Source organism: Bacillus norwichensis, assembly GCF_014836955.1.
GTDB classification, from domain to species: Bacteria; Bacillota; Bacilli; order Bacillales; family Bacillaceae_C; genus Siminovitchia; species Siminovitchia norwichensis.
In genome coordinates, this window is sequence record NZ_JACSPV010000004.1 from 120,381 (window position 1) to 138,242 (window position 17,862).

Consider the following 17,862-nt stretch of genomic DNA (forward strand, 5'->3'; position numbering starts at 1 on the left):
ATTTCCAAAAAGCAACTCCCAGCATATAGGAAGTTCTTCGCAAACTATAGACTACACCTAAATATACGACAGCCCAAAATATCCTTATAAAGAATGGATAAGTGATGATGTTTCTCAAAGATTTTATAAAATGAAGGATCTATATCCTTTGAAAGAGAATAATCATTGGAAACGTCCATTTTTTGAATATCGGGGTGGAGCTCAACTTTTTCCACTTCGATTTTTTCAAAGCCGACTTTTTCAAAATGGGCAAGCCACTCTTGCTCACTAAGCAATTGCCTTACTCCATAAAAGTCTAATATTTCCTTCATTTGCTTTTCAGAAATATCTGTTTCACGCATCATTTCAATGGCCAATAAAACGCCGTTTGGCTTCAAAACCCGCTTATATTCTGGAATTGTTTTCGAGATATCTGTGAATGCAGTGACGGATTCAGAAAGAAGAAGATCAAAAGAGCCATTTTTAAAAGGAAGGTTTTCTGCAGTTCCATACTGAGTTTCGATTTGAAGATTCATCGATTGAAATCTTTTTTTGGCTTTCTCTAACATCATTTTATTGTAATCCAACGCTGTGACTTGACATTGATACTGTTTTGAAATTAATGCTGATGTCTGTCCCGTTCCACAACCGACATCTAGTACTTTCGTGGATGCATCCATTTTTTCCTTCGATAACATTCTTCTTGTAAGATTCAGCCCTCCAGGATGGGCACCTCCAACCCCGAACAAGGCCAAGCAATTCAAATATGTGCTTTCCACCTGCATTACCGCCTTTTGTTTAAAGTCTCCTATATGGTATTCAAAAAGGCGGCAAATGCCTCCAAAATTGGGGTCAGACCCCTTTAGCACACTAAAGGAGTTCTGATTCCCAAAAAACTGTTTATCATTCAGCAGCAATATTTTTCTGCATTTTTTTATAATGTAGGAGGCAATTCCTTATAACCTTTTGATTTAATAGCTCCTATGATTATCCCAATCAACATCCAACTACATCCAAAAATAAATGTCATTTTATCAAATCCAGACCATACAAACGCTATAACCGCAAATCCTATCCATGGGAACCGATCCAGATTGAATATTTATTTATCCACCAGAAATGAGAATCCATCATATTCTATTAAACGATGAGTTAGCAAACAATATAGACGAGGATTTTTTGAAACTTAATCCAAAAAACTCCCGCCACAAACGTAGCAGGAGCTTCTTCAACTTTATGCAGTTCCCAATATAACTCCCAGTTCCTTCAAGTACTGTCTATAGGCAATGCTCACACGGTCTGAAACTAGGGAGAGTTCGACCTGCAAATCTAGCGGAAGTTCTTCCGGTTTTTGGTTTTGAACAATCGGTTTATCTTGAGAGAAAATTTCATCCTGGAACGTCGTGATTTCCTCATCAGACAATCCTGTTTCATAATTGAATGATAAAATGCCATAGGCAATGGAAGTTTCTTCATCTACTGGACGAACAGTAAGCAGAATGGTCATGAGTGTCTCATTTTCACGGTCCCGTTTGGTAAATCGCACAGTGAAAGGTCGCAGGATTTCGTAAGTGTAATACACATATTTTTCCTGGCCTGATCCGTCAGGGTCCGGTTGGAAAATAGCAATCTCATCAGAGTAAATGCGGCCATCTTTATGGTTTACCTTGTAATTTTCTATTTCACGATGTGTTTCCGTTCCTAAATATCCTTGGTGTACTACAGCCAAATGACCGACATCAAGAAAGTTTTCGATAATACGCGGTGGTTTGGCCTGCACTTCTTGCGGCCCCCAAATGACATTGCGGAATTCTGTGCCATCCATTTCAGGATATGGAAAAATGTCTGGTTGATTTCCAGCAATATTAACCCAGATAAATCCATATCTCTCTATACAGGAATAGCGAATAACTTTTGCTTTCTTCGGAATCGACTTTCCTTCAGGCAACTGTGGAATTTTGACACAATCACCACTCTCATCAAATTCCCACGCATGGTAAGGACAAACGAGACAATCATTTTTGACCTCTCCCAATGACAAGGCTGCTCCCCGATGGATACAAAGATCTTTGAAAGCATGAACACCTTTGCTATTTCTAAAGATTGCCAGACGCTCTCCCATTAACATGATTTGAATTGGTTTTTCTTTTACATCTGTTGATCGGCAGGCGACAAGCCAGTCCTCCTGCAGCACTTTATCCTGCAACATGTTTCAAGTCCTCCTAAAATGCATATCTTAAATCTTATTTTAATAAAAAATGGCAGTTAAACACGAACTAATTGTGTATAAATTGTGTTAATGTTCGCTTTTACCATATACAAGCTAATCATTTTTATATATAATTAGTAATCAAAATAGAATTAGGGAGCGATACAATGGAAAATAAGTCGGAAAGCAGCATCATTATCGGTGTTGATGATAAAGTAAGTTATCCCAAGGCTTTTGTCCTCGGACTTCAGCATGTACTTGCAATGGATTTATATATAGCACCTATCATCATAGCTGGCCTTCTCTCATTAAGTGCCGAAAACACTTCTTTCTTTGTGCAAATGTGTTTTTTGGCAACCGGATTGGCGACATTAATCCAAACAGGAGCTGGAATCAAACTGCCTGTTGTCCAAGGTCCTTCATATGTACCGATCGGTGCAATTGCCGCAGTCGGCAGCAAACTTGGGCTTGGGGCTATCGCAGGAAGCTTGATTCCAGGAGCTATCCTCATTACAATCTTGGGTTATCCATTAAAAGTATTCGCAAAAACGGTAAGAAAAATCATTCCTCCTTTAGTTGGAGGAACAGTTATTATTATAGTAGGAATCGCTTTGATGCCAATCGGACTTAATAATATTTTCCTTGCAGAAGGCCATATAGGTGAAAATACCACTATAGCTGCAGTTTCCGCTGGCGTTCTAGTTATTTGTATGCTTCTTGGTCGCAGGCTGCCTGGCATGGGAACTTTTTTCCGACTTGTGTCGGTCATAGTAGCTATTGTTGTTGGAACGATTACCGCTAGTTTCTTTGGAAATATTGATTTTTCTCCGGTAAAAGAAGCAAGCTGGTTCGCCCTTCCAACGTTCTTTCCATTTGGAAAACCTGTTTTTGATATGAGCGCTATTATTACAATGATATTTGTTTATTTTATTATATTAATGGAAACAACCGGAACTTGGTTCGTAGTCTCCTCTGTCACTGGTAAGGAACTGGACGAAAAACGTCTGAACCGGGCATCTGTCGGCGAAGGGCTCGGCTGTCTTATCGGATCTTTATTCGGAAGCACACCACTGACAGGATACTCTTCCAATGCCGGACTTCTCGCCATCACCGGTGTTGCAAGCCGCATGGTTGTACTGATGAGCGGGCTCATTCTTGTCTGTCTTGGATTGATTCCAAAGCTTTCAACAGCCATCACCTGTATTCCTGAGCCGGTCATCAATGGGATTTTTGGCATTGTTTGTGTAGCTATTGTGACGAATGGTATGAAAGTCATCCAGCCAATTAATATCGATGACCGTAATATGATTGTGATTGGTGTACCGATTTTACTCACGATTGCAGTAACGATCTTGCCGAAGGAAGTCCTGTATGCTGTTCCAGATTGGGCGAACTACATCCTTTCATCCGGAATCACTGTTGGAGCACTTGCAACGGTATTATTGAACTTATTGATCCCAGACAAAAGAAATGGGGCCAATCAGACAAAAGAAGCTGTTTAATTATGATAAAGCCCCTTAAATGATTCAGTCGAAGAAAACGAGTATTTTGTTTTCTTCGACTGATTTTGCATTTGAGCTGCTAAGGTAAGTGTTTTTAACGGGCACATATCTCTCTGGACATCTTCTTCCTTCATATATCGGGGGTTCCGCCGCTTTTCTCCATTTTTCTGGTTTCTCTATACATCACTTTGTGCCAATTCTTCAATCAGCAGAGAAAGCTCCTCCCACCGCTCCATCTTCTGCTCCAATGCGGTTTCGACTTCCTGTTGTCGAGTAAACAGTTCCTGTACTTTTTCAGAATCACTGCCGGCTTCCACTATCTTTTCACCGATCTCTTCAATCTGTTCTTCGAGTCTGGCTATCTCATCTTCGATGATTTCCCATTCCTTTTGATCTTTATAACTGAGCTTCGCAGGCTTTTTACTAGTTGGCTTCTGCTTGACCGTAGCTTGTATTTTACTCGTTTCAAGTTTTGGCTCCTCAGAAGCTGAATCTAAAAATTCACTGTAATTCCCATAAAATTCATCAATAATGCCTGCACCTTTGAAGACAAGCAAACGATCGACAACCCGGTCAAGGAAATAACGGTCATGCGATACCGAGATGATGACCCCAGGGAAATTTTCGAGGTAATCTTCCAATACACCAAGCGTCTGGGTATCCAAATCATTTGTCGGCTCATCCAAAAATAAGACATTCGGTTCTGTCATTAATACTTTTAGCAAATAAAGCCTTCGCTTTTCTCCTCCAGAAAGTTTTCGTATATATGTCCATTGGGACGGGCGCGGGAATAGAAACCGTTCCAGCATCTGCTCCGCTGTAATAGCTTCCCCGTTTTTCGTATGAATGACGCTTGCTGTATCTTTAATGTAATCAATGACGCGCTGGTCGCCGTCCAGTTCCTCATCACCTTGGGTATAGTATCCGATTTTTACAGTCTCACCCGTTTCAACTTCTCCGGCATCCGGGACAATCCGCTTCGCCATAATATTCAAAAGTGTCGTTTTTCCAACACCATTGGGACCAATCATTCCAATCTTATCGCCCGGCTTGAGCAGATAATTAAAAGAATGGATCAGCATATTGCCACCAATGCTCTTTCCAACACCCTTCAGTTCAATGACCTTTTTTCCAAGCCTGCTCGTTCCAACTTGGAAAGCTGCTTCTTCTTTTCTTATATTGAATTTGCGATCCTGCATTTGTTCGACCCGGTCAATCCGAGCCTTTTGTTTCGTAGAACGGGCCTGAGCCCCGCGTCGAAGCCATGCTAACTCTCTCCGTAATGTATTGGCGTGTTTCTGCTGGTTTGATCGCTCCTCCGCTTCACGTTCCGCTTTTTTCTCAAGAAAAAATTCATAATTTCCTTCATACGAATATAACTCTCCATTATCTAACTCGTAGATCCTGTTCGTTACACGGTTAAGGAAATAGCGGTCATGCGTGACAAGCAGCAAGGCACCAGGATAGCTTGCCAAATACTTTTCCAGCCATTCAATTGTAATATTGTCAAGGTGGTTCGTTGGCTCGTCAAGGATCAACAGATTTGCTGGCTGTATCAATGCTTTTGCAATGGCCACCCGCTTTTTTTGACCACCGGATAATGAACTCACTTTTTGATCAAAATGTCGGATACCCAGCTTAGATAGGATCGTTTTTGCCTGAGCACTGGCATCCCACGCTTCCAACTCATCCATTTTCTGCTGCATGGAAAACAATTGCTCCTGCGCCCTTTCACTTTCCGGCTCATATTCTAGCTTTTGAAGCGCCTGTTCATATTGGCGCATCGCTTTCATAATTTCCGCTTCTCCATAATAGATTTGTTCTATAACCGTCAGGTCAGAGTCAAACTCCGGATCCTGAGCCAGATACTCAATCCGGTAATCCTTGGCATGATTGATTTCCCCTTGATCTGGACTCTCAATTCCAGCGACAATTTTCAAAAAGCTTGATTTCCCCGTTCCATTCACGCCGATTAATCCAATCCGTTCACGATCACGAATGATGCAGTTAATACCTTCAAACAAAACCTTATCTCCATAAGATTTATGTAAATCCTCAACAGTCAGCATTATGCCAGCCCCTTTCAAATGTTATTCTGCCGACACCCTGCCTGCTCCCGGCTTCGTGCCTAAATATATAAGATCAAACTGATAGAAAACCGTCTTTATTATTCAGATGTAACTTCTTCATCAAATGCGTCTTGGCGTATTTGCACCCAGGGTTTGAAACCCCACTGAATGCAACGCCAATAAGCTTTCATCTCGCCACTTACAAAGCCGAAGACTTTTGCCTAATGAAGTTAAAATTTATTACATCTGAGAGGTCTGAAATGCACACATCACGGTAAAAACCCTTTAACGCCTCATAATTTATTATAATTCAAATTCAGAGATTCTGCTTTGTATGGTTGGAATTATGGGAAGTAGTTGAAGGAAAGTTTATAATAATTGAGGGGGCGAACTAGATTAGACTCCCAATGTCTTGATGAATCTTTAACTTTTACAACAGTTATCTTACCTACACAAATTTACAACAATAAATTAGAGGTTCCTCAACCATAATCAAATGCGCCTTGGCGTATTTGCGCCCAGATTCTATCAAGCTCTGCTCTAAAAATCTGTGGCATCTGCCAGAGGCTTTCACTTTATTCAACCAGGGTTCGAAACTCCACTGAACTGAAATAGGAGACTTCTGCTGAATGAAGTTAAAATGAGGAACCTCCGTTTTGAATCAAGACTGACTGCTGATTGCGCCTGACTTTTGCTCCTTTTCTTCCTCCCAGCCTTTGCATACATCTACCCATGTGACAGCAGAAGAGTACTCATACAACTCTTGACACGAAAGCTCGATGGCTGAATTTGTGCTTCCACATGCGGGAAACACGCTTTCAAAGCGCTTTAGGGAAACATCTAAATATACTTTTAAATCATTCGCCAATCCAAAAGGGCAAACGCCGCCAATGGCATGTCCTGTCTGTTCCAATACCTCATCCGGGGTAAGCATCCGAGCTTTAAAATTAAATAAATGCCGGAATTTTTTATTGTCAACCTTGGCATCGCCAGCAGCAACAACCAGAATCGCCTGATCTTCCTCTCCTCTGAAAGAAAGAGTCTTAGCGATCCGTGCCGGAATGACTCCTATTGTTTCCGCCGCCTGTTCCACAGTGGCACTTGATGATTCAAACTCCATTATCCGATCTTCATAATTCCATTTTTTGAAATGAGCTTTGACACTTTCAAGTGACAAGTCTTTCATCCTTTCTTTTTTTCTATATTATTTTGTTCTTCCCTAATCCACTTTCACCATTTTCCGAGTCTATATTCATATTAACGGAACAAAACCCCTTTATTAGAGAGCCTTTTTAAACGAGTAGCAAAAACGGTCATATTCCATCTTATCTTCATAAAAACGATGTGCGTCCTCTCGTGATACAGCCGACTCCAAAGCAACCGTCACACAGCCATGCTCACGCCCCCACTCATGGACAAATGTGAGCAGCTGCTTTCCGTACCCTTTCGAACGGATATCCGACCTCGTCACAAGCTCGTGCACGAATACATGACGGAAATAATACATATTGGTGCGAATTTGAATACCAGTGAAAGCAACAATTTCTCCACCATCATACATCGCATAAATCCTGTATCCATCCGGTTGCATTGCACGCCAAATCTCACGGAAACGCTCTTCATCCAAAAATGGCCGCAAGTCTTTCATGAGCGGGAAAATTTTCACAACCTCTTCTTCTGTACAAAGTTCTTCTATTGTTATCAATTGGCAGATTCCTCTCTTTCGCACTTCTATTTTATCAGAATAGGCTCAATCATTATAAAACTTTAGGAAAATCCGGAAAAATCTTAAAATTACACATCTATATGTTGTATATATGTAGATTTATAATAACAACATATGGTATAATCAATACATCCTATCAACGCCGGGAGGGATCTCACCTCTAGCTTTGATCTCCATTTTTTTTGGTTTTCCTGTGTAGCTTTACTAATAATTCCCCAGCTGCACAGATACAAAAACTACTAAGGAGAATTAATATGATGGAGAAAACGACTAACAACAAACGAAAACAAACTTTGCTAGACGAAATCTACTCACTTAGAAAAGAAATGATGATCTACGGCTCTACTAAAGGATTAACTAATCAAAAGACGATCGAATTAAGCCAAAAGCTAGATAATGCGTTAAACAAATACCAGTTAACATCTTAATAAATACACCTTTCCCTCCTGCAATGACCTTGGTCCATCAAACATAGGAAGTAATACTTTTGTGTAGTTACCATCAAGCCTAAAGAAATACTATAAATCAACTCTGCTATCATGAGTCTATTGTTCTTCAAAACTTAAGAAAAGGGGAGGCATCTTTTTTTCTGTAAATCAAATAAAATCGGGCGGTTATTCAAACTCTTTAGTGTTGCAACTTCTTTTCCAGCTCAGCCCACTACTCAACTATTTTGTTTAATATAGCGTGTACGTCTCTAAGCTCTTCTAACGTCACCTTTGAATAATATTTCCTTACAAGCAGCTCATCAATATGGTTGAGGAGCTGTAAATATTCTTGTCCCCGAGAACCAAGAGTAATATAAATCTCCCTACGATTGGCTGGGTTCACATGACGATTAATCATTTGTTTTTCTTCCAATTTTGGGATAACCTGACTGACCGCACTTTTGGAAATATTTAAATAAGCAGCAATGTCGTTGGACGTCACCGGCTGATTTCGAATGATATAAAACATCATTATTTCCTGCTGCGGGGTTAAATCAAAGCTTTTCAGATGTTGGGCTTCTTTTAGTTCTTGAGCAACCAATATCTTGAACTGATCAAATGTCTCATTTATTTGTTCAATAACTTTTAGATACTCTTTCATCGACTCACCCCGTATATTTAATGAACATCCCTTTTATAGTTTGGTTTATCAAACTTATAAAACAATCAGCTTCAATTGTCAATAAGGGCTAGATACTTTACCGGCACTCTTCTGAGATTGCCCCTTCAATATTGTTTCCTCTTAACATCTTCCTCCTTTTCCATCTTTTTTTAAAAAAAGGTTCAACAAATCGGCTCATTTTATCAGAGTTTTCATCCCTATCAATGGTACATTAATAGTACGGAGTTGATCATAATGGCTTTATCTACTAAAAATGATACAGCATTGCTTATAGAAGCAACCAAATTCATTCACACTTGTTACAATGAGCTTAATTTGACAAAAGAAGAGCAAATGAGCCGCATTGAGGAGATACAGGAAGAAATTTTAAATACAGGTACATACACCCATAAAAGCTTTGAATTAACGCATGGAGCTAAAATGGCTTGGCGCAACAGCAATCGCTGTATTGGGCGCTTACTTTGGCATACACTGGATGTTTTTGATGCGCGAGACACCATGACTGCCGAAGCAGCCTTTGAGAAGTTATTAAATCATATTCATTATGCAACAAATGAAGGCAAAATTCGCCCTGCCATCACCATTTTTGCACCACGAAAAGATGGAAATGACCCGATTAGAATTTGGAACCATCAACTAATCCGCTACGCTGGATATGAAAAAGAGGATAAAGTAGTCGGCGATTCATCATCCATTAAGCTCACGAAGATGTGTAAACAGATGGGGTGGCGCAGTGATCAAACACCCTATGATGTTCTTCCTCTCGTCATCCAAGAAAATGGTAAAGAGCCTAAGCTGTTTGAAATCCCGAAAGAATTCATTAAGGAAGTGGATATTACCCACCCAAATTTGGAGGGGTTCGACCATCTTGGTGTCAAATGGTATGCCGTTCCTATCATTTCTAGTATGCGTCTAGAAATAGGAGGCATTGACTACCCCATGGCTCCATTTAACGGATGGTATATGGAGACTGAAATTGGAGCCAGAAATCTGGCTGATCAGGATCGATATAATTTGTTGCCCGAAATCGCAAAGCTGATGGGCTTAGATACAAAATCTAACCTTTCGCTCTGGGTCGATAAAGCGTTGGTTGAATTGAATATTGCAGTGCTCCACTCTTACCATCAAGCCGGTATAACGCTTGTTGACCATCATACCGCTGCAAAACAATTTAAAAACTTTGAGAAAAGCGAGTTGGAAAATGGTAGAGCTGTCACAGGTGATTGGACTTGGCTCATTCCTCCGTTATCACCTGCCACTACTCATATTTTCCATCAGTCCTATAATAATGATATCATCAGTCCGAATTACTTTTATCAGGACGATCCTGGGGAAAATTAATACTCCCCAGAACACTGGGGGTATGCCCATCAATGCAAAAGAAAAGCATTTTGAACAGGTATTTATTTATGGCTGTCGGGATGCTTCTGTACTTAATTATTCACGAGGGATTGCATGTGCTTCAAGCTCATTATCTTGGAATATTTGAGAGCATCCGATTCATGGGCATTTTTGGCGTTGAAATACAAATAACCGAGCCTTTAACAATCAGTGGACTCACTTTGGCATCTTTTTCAGGGTTAAGTAGTCTGGCAACAATCATTATAGGTTATCTACTCTATCTGTACATGCCGAAAATATTAGGTTTAGCGAATAAAACAATCAAATCAATGCTATATTTTGTTACATTTATTTTTATGCTGATTGATCCACTATATATATCGTTGCTTTCTTTAGGTTTTGGCGGTGATATTAATGGTATCTCTCAAGGATTGGGTCTTCCCCACATCGTGATTCGGATTTTTTATGGTGTAATTTTTGTTATTAATCTGGTCATCATTGTAAAAAAAGTGTATCCTGCATATGTAAATGATTTTAATAAACAATAGGCCCATTACCGAAGGATACAAACTTCCTCCGGAATGGGCCTATACTATTTCTCTCAAACTTTCTTCCTTGTGAATAATAAAAGTATAACTTGTTATGGAAACATTTATTCTAGTCCAGCTTCAACGGACAGGCTAGTGGCAAGCGAGCAAGTCACAAGGCGCTTTCGTTTTTCTTAGAATCTCCTAATTCCTTCCCCATTCCCTTTAAAAAATTCATCCCAAACTTTATAGCTCTGTTGATGTCGGGATCATTTAGTGCTTTCATCAATTGAAAGACGCCTACCTTTAGATTGTCGTTGTCCGCCTCAGCTTCACGCAGACCGGACTGGATGCCATCAGCCAGCTTGGCAGTTACTTCAGGGTCAATCGCGGAAATAGCATTAGATGTATTGATCACATGATTAATCAAATTGGTAAAAGGCTCGCGGGACACCTGTGCAAGAGCTATTTTAGCTATGTCCTCCTTGGCCTTCACCATTGCCTGCAAAGCATCCAAGACACCTATATCTTCCAACTCGCCGGTAATTTCAAGAATCTTATTGAGCGCCTGTTCCTGGTCGGCAATCAATGACTGGAGCTCTGCCAACTTTTCTTGGCGGGTTTCTTCTTCAGTTTTCTTCTTTTTCTTGATCGTCGTAACTGGAGTCGCCATTGATCTTACCTCACCTTCTCGAATTCATCGGTTAGATGTACATACCCTTCACGCTTCCATTTTCGCTGGACCTCTACTCCATTTTGCGGATGGCGTTTTTTATTGCGATGGTTCGTACTCGGCATCGGATTCTTTCCTTCTTTCTGGATCACTTCCATCCGAACCATCGTCTGCTTGTACGCAGGTGTATTGGTACGCTGGTCGGTCGCAGGCCCAGTCAAGAAGTTAATAGCCGATTCTTTATTAACCGAGTTCATCGGTAAAAACAGTTCTTTGCCTTTGACGCGGCCTGTCACGAGCGCCGGCAGCCTCAATGCACCATACGGAGAAACAAGCCGGACTAATGAACCGCTTTGTACGCCTCTCTCCTTAGCAAGCTCAGGAGACACTTCTACGAAAATCTCCGGCACCTTTGACTGGATTCCATCTGACTTATTCGTTAAATTACCTTCATGAAAATGTTCGAGCATTCGTCCGTTGTTAATGTGCAAATCATATTCTTCAGGGAACTGTACAGGTTCCACCCAATCGGATAAAGCAAAACGCGCTTTTTTATCAGGGAAATTAAAGCCATCTACATATAAAAGAGGTGTGCTCTCCCCTTTCAAGCTCCCCCATAAGAAACTGTTCCAGCCTTCAATGACACTGTAATCAGCTTGAGCAAATAATGGTGATAGGCTGGCCATCTCTGCAAATATTTCACTTGGATGGCTGTAGTTCCAATCGGCTCCAAGCCGGTTAGCTATCTCCTGAACAATTCGCCAGTCCGCTTTCGCCTGCCCCAGCTCTGGCAGTGCCTGATACAATCGCTGTACGCGTCTTTCTGTATTGGTAAAAGTTCCGTCCTTTTCCAATGATGGAACTGCCGGTAAAATCACATCGGCATACTGCGCAGTCCTCGAAAAGAAAATATCCTGAACAACCAAAAAATCTAGTTTGGATAGCATATCACCTACATGGTTCGCATTCGAATCAACAAGTGCCATATCCTCTCCAACCACATACATTGCCTTCATTTTACCCTCATCGATGGACTGAAGCATTTGGATATTATCAAGGCCCGGATTGCCTTCAATTTCCACCCCGTATGCTTTTTCAAATTTCTTACGGGCCATATCATCCGTCACATGCTGATAGCCTGGAAGCCATCCTGGAAGAGTTCCCATGTCGCAAGCTCCCTGCACATTGTTATGTCCCCTGAGTGGATAAGCACCTGCTCCTGGACGGCGATAATTTCCAGTAGCCAACAATAAATTCGATATGGCCGCTGAAGTGTCGGAGCCTCCTGTATTTTGGGTGACTCCCATTCCCCAGAGCACACAAGTACCGTCAGCATCACGGACCATCTCTGCTATATGAATTAAGGTTTCTTTTGACACGCCTGTGATTTTCTCAGTGTAGTCCAGCGTATATTTTTCGAGAATTTCTTTGAATTCTCCGAAGTGATGCACGTTTTCATCGATAAAAGATTGATCATGCCAGCCCTGATCAATAATATATTTCGTGACCGCCATCAGCCATACTTGGTCGGTTCCCTGTTTTGGACTGATAAAAATATCGGAGCGCTCGGCCATTTCATTTTTCCGCAAGTCTGCAACAATCAGCTTCTGTCCATGCAGCTTGTGGGCTCGTTTCACCCGTGTGGCAAGAACCGGGTGTCCTTCTGCAGGATTCGCCCCGACAATGATCACTAAGCCGGCTTTCGCGATATCCTTAATTGTACCAGCATCACCGCCCATACCTACTGTCCGAAACAAGCCATCTGTCGCAGGAGATTGGCAATAGCGCGAACAGTTATCAACATTGTTCGTTCCAAACACTTGGCGAGCCAATTTTTGGATCACATAATTTTCCTCGTTTGTAATCTTGGAAGAAGAAATAAATCCCACTCCATTTTTTCCGTGCTTTTCTCTTATAGAGCCAAGATTCTTCACAACAAGATCCAATGCCTCTTCCCATGTCGCTTCAACAAAAGCATCGTCTTTGCGAATTAGCGGAGTAGTGATCCGTTCTTCACTGTTTACAAAATCCCATCCAAATTTTCCTTTGACACAGGTGGAAATAGCATTCACCGGAGCTTCGGAGACGGGCTGGATTTTTAGAATCTTGCGGCCTTTTGTCCACACTTCATATGAACAACCGACACCGCAAAATGTACAGACTGTCTTCGTCTTTTTCATCCGAGTGTCACGCATAGCCGCTTCAACCTCCGACACAGCCAAGATACTGCCGTAATCCGGTTCGACCTCTTTAACCAGATCAATCATCGGAGTGAGCAAATCATTCTCTAACCCTGTCATGAACCCCGCTTCTCCAAGCATTGATTTTTCCATCAGTGCATTGCACGGGCATACAGTAACACAATGCCCGCATCCCACACAGGACGAGTCATTAATGCTTGAGCCTCCATCCCAAAGAACCATAGGCCGCTCTCTTTCCCAGTCGATTGACAACGTCTCATTCACCTGAAGATTTTGGCACACTTCAACACACTGACCACAGGTAATACACTGGTTTGGATCATATCGGTAAAAAGGGTGTGAGTAGTCAACCTGTTCTACCGGAACTTTTGGTTCATACGGATATTTCTGATGTTCGATTTGCATCAGATCAACAGTGTTATGGATTCTACAGTTCCCGTTATTGTTGTCACATACGGTGCAATAAAGAAGATGGTTATGAAGAATCCTGTCCATCGCTTCCGTTTGCGCTGCTTTTGCACTTGGCGAGGATAGAGATACATCCATCCCTTGGGCTGCCGGCGTCGCACAGGAACGCACAAGACGCCCATCAACCTCCACAATACAGGTGTCACACGTTTGAATTGGGTCAACTTCTGGCAGATGGCAAATTTGCGGGTGAGGAATTTGATTTTCATTGATGATTTCAAGAATGGTTTTACCTTCTTGAAAATCATAACTGGATCCGTTGATCTTAATCATCTAATTGTGCACCTCCACTTTCAAAATAAAAAATCCACCATGAAAAACACCTGGCCTACAGGCGATTTTTTCATGGTGGAATAGTTTTTTAACAGACCTTGCTAAACAACCAATCCAACACTATGATAAACAATAAATAGTATGGTTGCAGGGCATGCAACAACACCATTTCTTTCTATATAGTATAGTTGTTTTTATCAGAGTAATCAATAAGAGGTGATGATGAGAATGTCTAAAAAGATTCACGAATTCAATAATATCATTAGAAAGCTGCGGAAAGACCTTTTTGGAAAAGGACCGGATCGGATCGAGACTACGTTCGTAGATCATATGGCCATTTCCACTCTCTATGGAAACTTAACACCTACTGAAAGATTTATTGCTGACACCCCCGATGGCAAGGAAATGATTCTAATCGCCAGAACACGCATGATACAAGATTTATATAAAGAGTCCCCTCCAGAGGGCCTGGAAGAACTTGTCGGCGCCAAGCTTGTACATTTATTTTCCGATTTAAAAGTGGATGAAGACATCGCTGTATCTGTGTTTATTTTCGACCAAAAAATTTAACGTTTCAGAGATGGTTATAAGAAATGACAAAATGCAAAATCGTTAAGTCAGAAGATGGATTTGCGTATTTATGAAGTCGATCTCCCTTAAAACGAATAGAATCGTACGCTTCCAAATGAAGTACATCTCCATCCACTTCCACACTTAGTTGTCCAGACATTACTGTCACAAATTCCATCACCCCTGACTGATGTGCTTCCGACACATATTCACTATGTGGCTTCAGGTATCCTCGATATAATTCAAACCCGTGAGAACGAAACAAAGGTTCAGCGATAAACACTTCGTCTGAACTTTTTAATTTTAGCCCATCTGTTGTTCTTGCAATAGCAACATCCGATTCAATCGCCAAGAGTGAAGTGATTGGAATATCTAAGCCGCTGGCAATTTTCCAGATAACAGACAATGTAGGGTTTGCCTCTCCCTGCTCTATTTTAATCAATGTTAATTTACTGACACCGACTTGTTTGGCCAAAGCCTCTATACTCAATTCCTTACTAAGCCGGAACTGCCTCAAGTTCGCTCCTATTTTCTTCCCTGCATCTTCAGGATAATCTTTAGCCATTCTTTCTCCTCCAAGCTTCTTTTTTTACTTATTATATATTATAATATACCAAAAGTTAATTTAATTATACAATTCAATAATTCTATTAAACAAGGAGGACTGAAATTTGGGTGAATTTAAGCATACAATCAAAACTGGTTTCATTGAAGCTCTTCCATTAGCCATCGCCATTGCCGCGTATGGATTATCTTATGGGGTACTCGCAAACCAAGCTAATTTTAGTATGGCTGCTACTGTGACCATGTCCGCGCTAGTTTTTTCAGGGTCAGTCCAATTGGTGACTGTTGCCATGCTGGCAGCGGGGGCTGCATTGCCGAGTGTCCTTTTCACTTCCATTTTACTAAATTTACGAAACCTATTATACGGAGCAGCTCTCGCCGAAGGTCTTGCCCCTGCCAAAAAGAAGTGGAGATGGCTGTTAGCCTTCGGTGTATCGGATGAACCTTTTGTCCTGGGGAGCGCTAGATTCAAAAAGTATGGACCTGATCCCCTCTACTTTGGGGTAATCTCCGCCACATTTTATTTGTCTTGGCTTCTTTCTTCCTATTTCGGAGCATTCATCGGTGACCAGGTTGACCCCTTGAGGTTTGGCCTCGACTTAGCTTTCCCGGTCACTTTTGCAGCCCTGCTCATCCCTTCGTTAAAGGGAAGACCGATTATCACCACTGCTTTCGCCGCTGCAGTTATTGTGATTTTGCTGGAATACCTTTGGCCTGGTAATGATTTAAAGGTTGTTATCACAGGTGTTTTAGCACCACTGGCAGGCTTATATGTAGCAAGGAGGATGCGCCATGCTTAACGATTGGATACTCATTGGCTTACTAGCCATTTCTACATTTTTATCAAGGATGATCGGCTTGGAACTTATGGCGGGTAAAGAAATGAATCCGACTTTGCGCCTATACTTCAGCTATGTTCCAATTGCTATTATGACAGCATTGATTATTAATCAAATGTTAACAACGACAAACGGTCATCCATCTGTTTCACTCCCTGTCCTTTTTGGATGCCTAGCGGCTGCTATCACCATAAAGCTATCAAAAATGTTTCTGCCCTCAGTCATTATCGGGATTGTCTCTGGGTTGTTAATGCGGTATTTCTTTTGAAACACTCCCTGCATGAAGTTAGAGATTAGGCGTTTTAGAGCCTTATAGGTAGGAGTCTTTCTGTCGATAGATTGTGAAACCTACAATTCAACAAACTTAACGTGACTTGCTGCCGATAAAAAAATCTAAGCTCAAATATTAAAAGGGCCCCATGAGGATCCCTTTTAAAAGAATAATAGACCGATAGCGATTGGGAAAAAGCTGTATAGTAAAATGATGACACAGAATCCCATAATGTCGCGGACTTTAAGCCCGGCTATCGCAAGCAATGGCAGTGCCCAGAACGGCTGGATCATATTTGTCCACGCATCTCCCCATGCAACAGCCATCGCCGTCTTGGCTGATTCAACGCCGATTTTAATTCCTGCCGGGATCATAATCGGGCCTTGCACAGCCCATTGTCCGCCCCCAGATGGAACGAAAAAGTTCACAATGCCAGCACTGATAAATGTAAATAGCGGATAAGTAAATTCAGTCGAAATGCTGACAAACCAGAGTGACATGCTTTCAGATAATCCTGAAGAAACCATCATTCCCATGATCCCCGCATAGAACGGAAATTGCACGATAATCCCGCCAACATTTTTTACTGCATTATTGACGCTTGCTAAAAAGCGCCTTGGTGTCCGGTGCAGAAGAATGCCAAGGAAAAGCATAATAAAGTTGACTATATTTATATTAAGGTCGAAATCATTTTTGATAAAGTAATAAACGATAAAGGAAAGTCCCAATAAGCCGATTAAGAGCGAAATAATCTGGCTATTTTCCAATCTACCTGAAAAGGTTATGTTTTCGACTGGCTCGGTTTCTTGATCTTCGAACGAATCAATCTCCCAATTTTTGGCTGTGGAAATTTCCAGGCCATCCCTAGACTTCAGCATCATCCGATTCAATAAAGGTAGCGTAATAACTAAAATAGCCACGATAAACAGGTTAAAACCGCTGAATAAAGTCTCTGTTATCGGAATAGTTCCCATCGTTTCTTCCAAAAAGTGATCGGGCGTAGCAATCAGCAAAGGGATCGAACCTGATAAACCCCCATGCCAAACTAAAAAACCGCTGTACGCACTTGCGACTAATAGACGATAATCCAAGGATTTAACCCGTTTGGCAACTTGTATTGCCAGTAAAGCACCAACGACAAGACCGAACCCATAATTAATCAAAGAAGCAATTGCCGCAATAAACGTAACCAACATAATTGCTTGCCCAGGCGTGCTAGCAAGGGTGCTGATCCTCGCTAACCCCTTTTTAACAATTGATGTGTTCGCTAACACATAGCCTGTTACAACGATCATAGACATCTGCATCGCAAAAGCAAGCAAATCCCAAAAACCACTGCCCCAATATTCGACCATTTGAACGGGTGTGCTATCTGTAAAAAGGAGGCCCATCAATAAGACGACAAGTGTCAAAATAATAGCGAACAAAAAAGCATCCGGTAAAAAACGCTGCACCATCCGGTCGAAAAAGTTAGTGAGTGATTTTAAAATCGTTATCCTCTCCTTTTTCTCCACTGTTTTCTACCATATTATTCAGCGCA

The 17,862-nt window shown here is 41.4% G+C and carries 17 protein-coding genes; 7 read left to right on the plus strand and 10 right to left on the minus strand.

Features of this window, described 5'->3' with window-relative positions:
* Window positions 1–44 precede the first annotated feature (44 nt).
* Window positions 45–758: a class I SAM-dependent methyltransferase gene (locus tag H9631_RS03800; RefSeq protein ID WP_191810092.1), complete on the minus strand. Its 714-nt coding sequence runs from the start codon at window positions 756–758 to the stop codon at window positions 45–47.
* A 455-nt stretch (window positions 759–1,213) separates the two neighbouring features.
* A complete protein-coding gene (locus tag H9631_RS03805; RefSeq protein WP_191810094.1) occupies window positions 1,214–2,188 on the minus strand; it encodes an aromatic ring-hydroxylating dioxygenase subunit alpha in 975 nt (324 codons plus the stop codon).
* A gap of 167 nt (window positions 2,189–2,355) precedes the next feature.
* On the opposite strand from H9631_RS03805, the gene H9631_RS03810 reads away from it, so the two are divergent.
* Window positions 2,356–3,690 (plus strand): nucleobase:cation symporter-2 family protein, encoded by a 1,335-nt coding sequence (locus tag H9631_RS03810; protein ID WP_191810097.1) that lies wholly within the window; start codon window positions 2,356–2,358, stop codon window positions 3,688–3,690.
* 176 nt (window positions 3,691–3,866) lie between these two features.
* Here the strand turns inward: H9631_RS03810 and H9631_RS03815 are convergent, their stop codons facing one another.
* From H9631_RS03815 to H9631_RS03825, 3 genes are all read right to left on the minus strand, one after another.
* On the minus strand, window positions 3,867–5,759 hold the full coding sequence (locus H9631_RS03815; RefSeq protein ID WP_191810098.1) for an ABC-F family ATP-binding cassette domain-containing protein: 1,893 nt from the start codon (window positions 5,757–5,759) through the stop codon (window positions 3,867–3,869).
* A 661-nt stretch (window positions 5,760–6,420) separates the two neighbouring features.
* Window positions 6,421–6,936, minus strand: coding sequence for a YbaK/EbsC family protein (locus H9631_RS03820; RefSeq protein WP_191810100.1), 516 nt, complete (start codon window positions 6,934–6,936; stop codon window positions 6,421–6,423).
* 102 nt (window positions 6,937–7,038) lie between these two features.
* A complete protein-coding gene (locus tag H9631_RS03825; RefSeq protein WP_225220834.1) occupies window positions 7,039–7,464 on the minus strand; it encodes a GNAT family N-acetyltransferase in 426 nt (141 codons plus the stop codon).
* A gap of 278 nt (window positions 7,465–7,742) precedes the next feature.
* Between H9631_RS03825 and H9631_RS03830 the strand changes: the two genes are divergently transcribed.
* Window positions 7,743–7,913, plus strand: coding sequence for an aspartyl-phosphate phosphatase Spo0E family protein (locus H9631_RS03830; protein WP_191810102.1), 171 nt, complete (start codon window positions 7,743–7,745; stop codon window positions 7,911–7,913).
* Between the two features lie 232 nt (window positions 7,914–8,145).
* On the opposite strand, the gene H9631_RS03835 is transcribed toward H9631_RS03830, so the two are convergent.
* The gene (locus H9631_RS03835; RefSeq protein ID WP_191810104.1) at window positions 8,146–8,574 is read right to left on the minus strand and encodes a MarR family winged helix-turn-helix transcriptional regulator; all 429 of its coding nucleotides are present in this window, start codon (window positions 8,572–8,574) and stop codon (window positions 8,146–8,148) included.
* A 255-nt stretch (window positions 8,575–8,829) separates the two neighbouring features.
* On the opposite strand from H9631_RS03835, the gene H9631_RS03840 reads away from it, so the two are divergent.
* Together H9631_RS03840 and H9631_RS03845 are read left to right on the plus strand one after the other, a co-directional pair.
* The gene (locus tag H9631_RS03840; protein ID WP_191810106.1) at window positions 8,830–9,936 is read left to right on the plus strand and encodes a nitric oxide synthase oxygenase; all 1,107 of its coding nucleotides are present in this window, start codon (window positions 8,830–8,832) and stop codon (window positions 9,934–9,936) included.
* Between the two features lie 32 nt (window positions 9,937–9,968).
* Entirely contained in the window at window positions 9,969–10,484 is a 516-nt protein-coding gene (locus tag H9631_RS03845; protein ID WP_191810108.1) for a hypothetical protein, read from the plus strand.
* 151 nt (window positions 10,485–10,635) lie between these two features.
* Here H9631_RS03845 and H9631_RS03850 read toward each other — a convergent pair whose 3' ends face one another.
* Together H9631_RS03850 and fdhF are read right to left on the minus strand one after the other, a co-directional pair.
* Window positions 10,636–11,136 carry a DUF1641 domain-containing protein gene (locus tag H9631_RS03850; RefSeq protein WP_191810110.1) on the minus strand — a complete coding sequence of 167 codons (501 nt, stop codon included), beginning with the start codon at window positions 11,134–11,136 and terminating at the stop codon, window positions 10,636–10,638.
* Window positions 11,137–11,141: 5 nt separating this feature from the next.
* Window positions 11,142–14,078: a formate dehydrogenase subunit alpha gene (fdhF, locus tag H9631_RS03855; protein WP_191810112.1), complete on the minus strand. Its 2,937-nt coding sequence runs from the start codon at window positions 14,076–14,078 to the stop codon at window positions 11,142–11,144.
* A 228-nt stretch (window positions 14,079–14,306) separates the two neighbouring features.
* On the opposite strand from fdhF, the gene H9631_RS03860 reads away from it, so the two are divergent.
* The gene (locus H9631_RS03860; RefSeq protein WP_191810114.1) at window positions 14,307–14,648 is read left to right on the plus strand and encodes a DUF2294 domain-containing protein; all 342 of its coding nucleotides are present in this window, start codon (window positions 14,307–14,309) and stop codon (window positions 14,646–14,648) included.
* A gap of 4 nt (window positions 14,649–14,652) precedes the next feature.
* On the opposite strand, the gene H9631_RS03865 is transcribed toward H9631_RS03860, so the two are convergent.
* Window positions 14,653–15,213, minus strand: a complete 561-nt coding sequence (locus H9631_RS03865) for a helix-turn-helix domain-containing protein (RefSeq protein WP_191810115.1) — start codon at window positions 15,211–15,213, stop codon at window positions 14,653–14,655.
* A 106-nt stretch (window positions 15,214–15,319) separates the two neighbouring features.
* Between H9631_RS03865 and H9631_RS03870 the strand changes: the two genes are divergently transcribed.
* Both H9631_RS03870 and H9631_RS03875 read left to right on the plus strand, forming a co-directional pair.
* The gene (locus H9631_RS03870) at window positions 15,320–16,012 is read left to right on the plus strand and encodes an AzlC family ABC transporter permease (protein ID WP_191810117.1); all 693 of its coding nucleotides are present in this window, start codon (window positions 15,320–15,322) and stop codon (window positions 16,010–16,012) included.
* Window positions 16,005–16,319 carry an AzlD domain-containing protein gene (locus H9631_RS03875; protein WP_191810119.1) on the plus strand — a complete coding sequence of 105 codons (315 nt, stop codon included), beginning with the start codon at window positions 16,005–16,007 and terminating at the stop codon, window positions 16,317–16,319. Before H9631_RS03870 ends, H9631_RS03875 begins: the two co-directional genes overlap by 8 nt.
* Before the next feature lie 164 nt (window positions 16,320–16,483).
* On the opposite strand, the gene H9631_RS03880 is transcribed toward H9631_RS03875, so the two are convergent.
* Window positions 16,484–17,779 (minus strand): short-chain fatty acid transporter, encoded by a 1,296-nt coding sequence (locus H9631_RS03880; protein WP_225220849.1) that lies wholly within the window; start codon window positions 17,777–17,779, stop codon window positions 16,484–16,486.
* Between the last annotated feature and the right edge of the window lie 83 nt (window positions 17,780–17,862).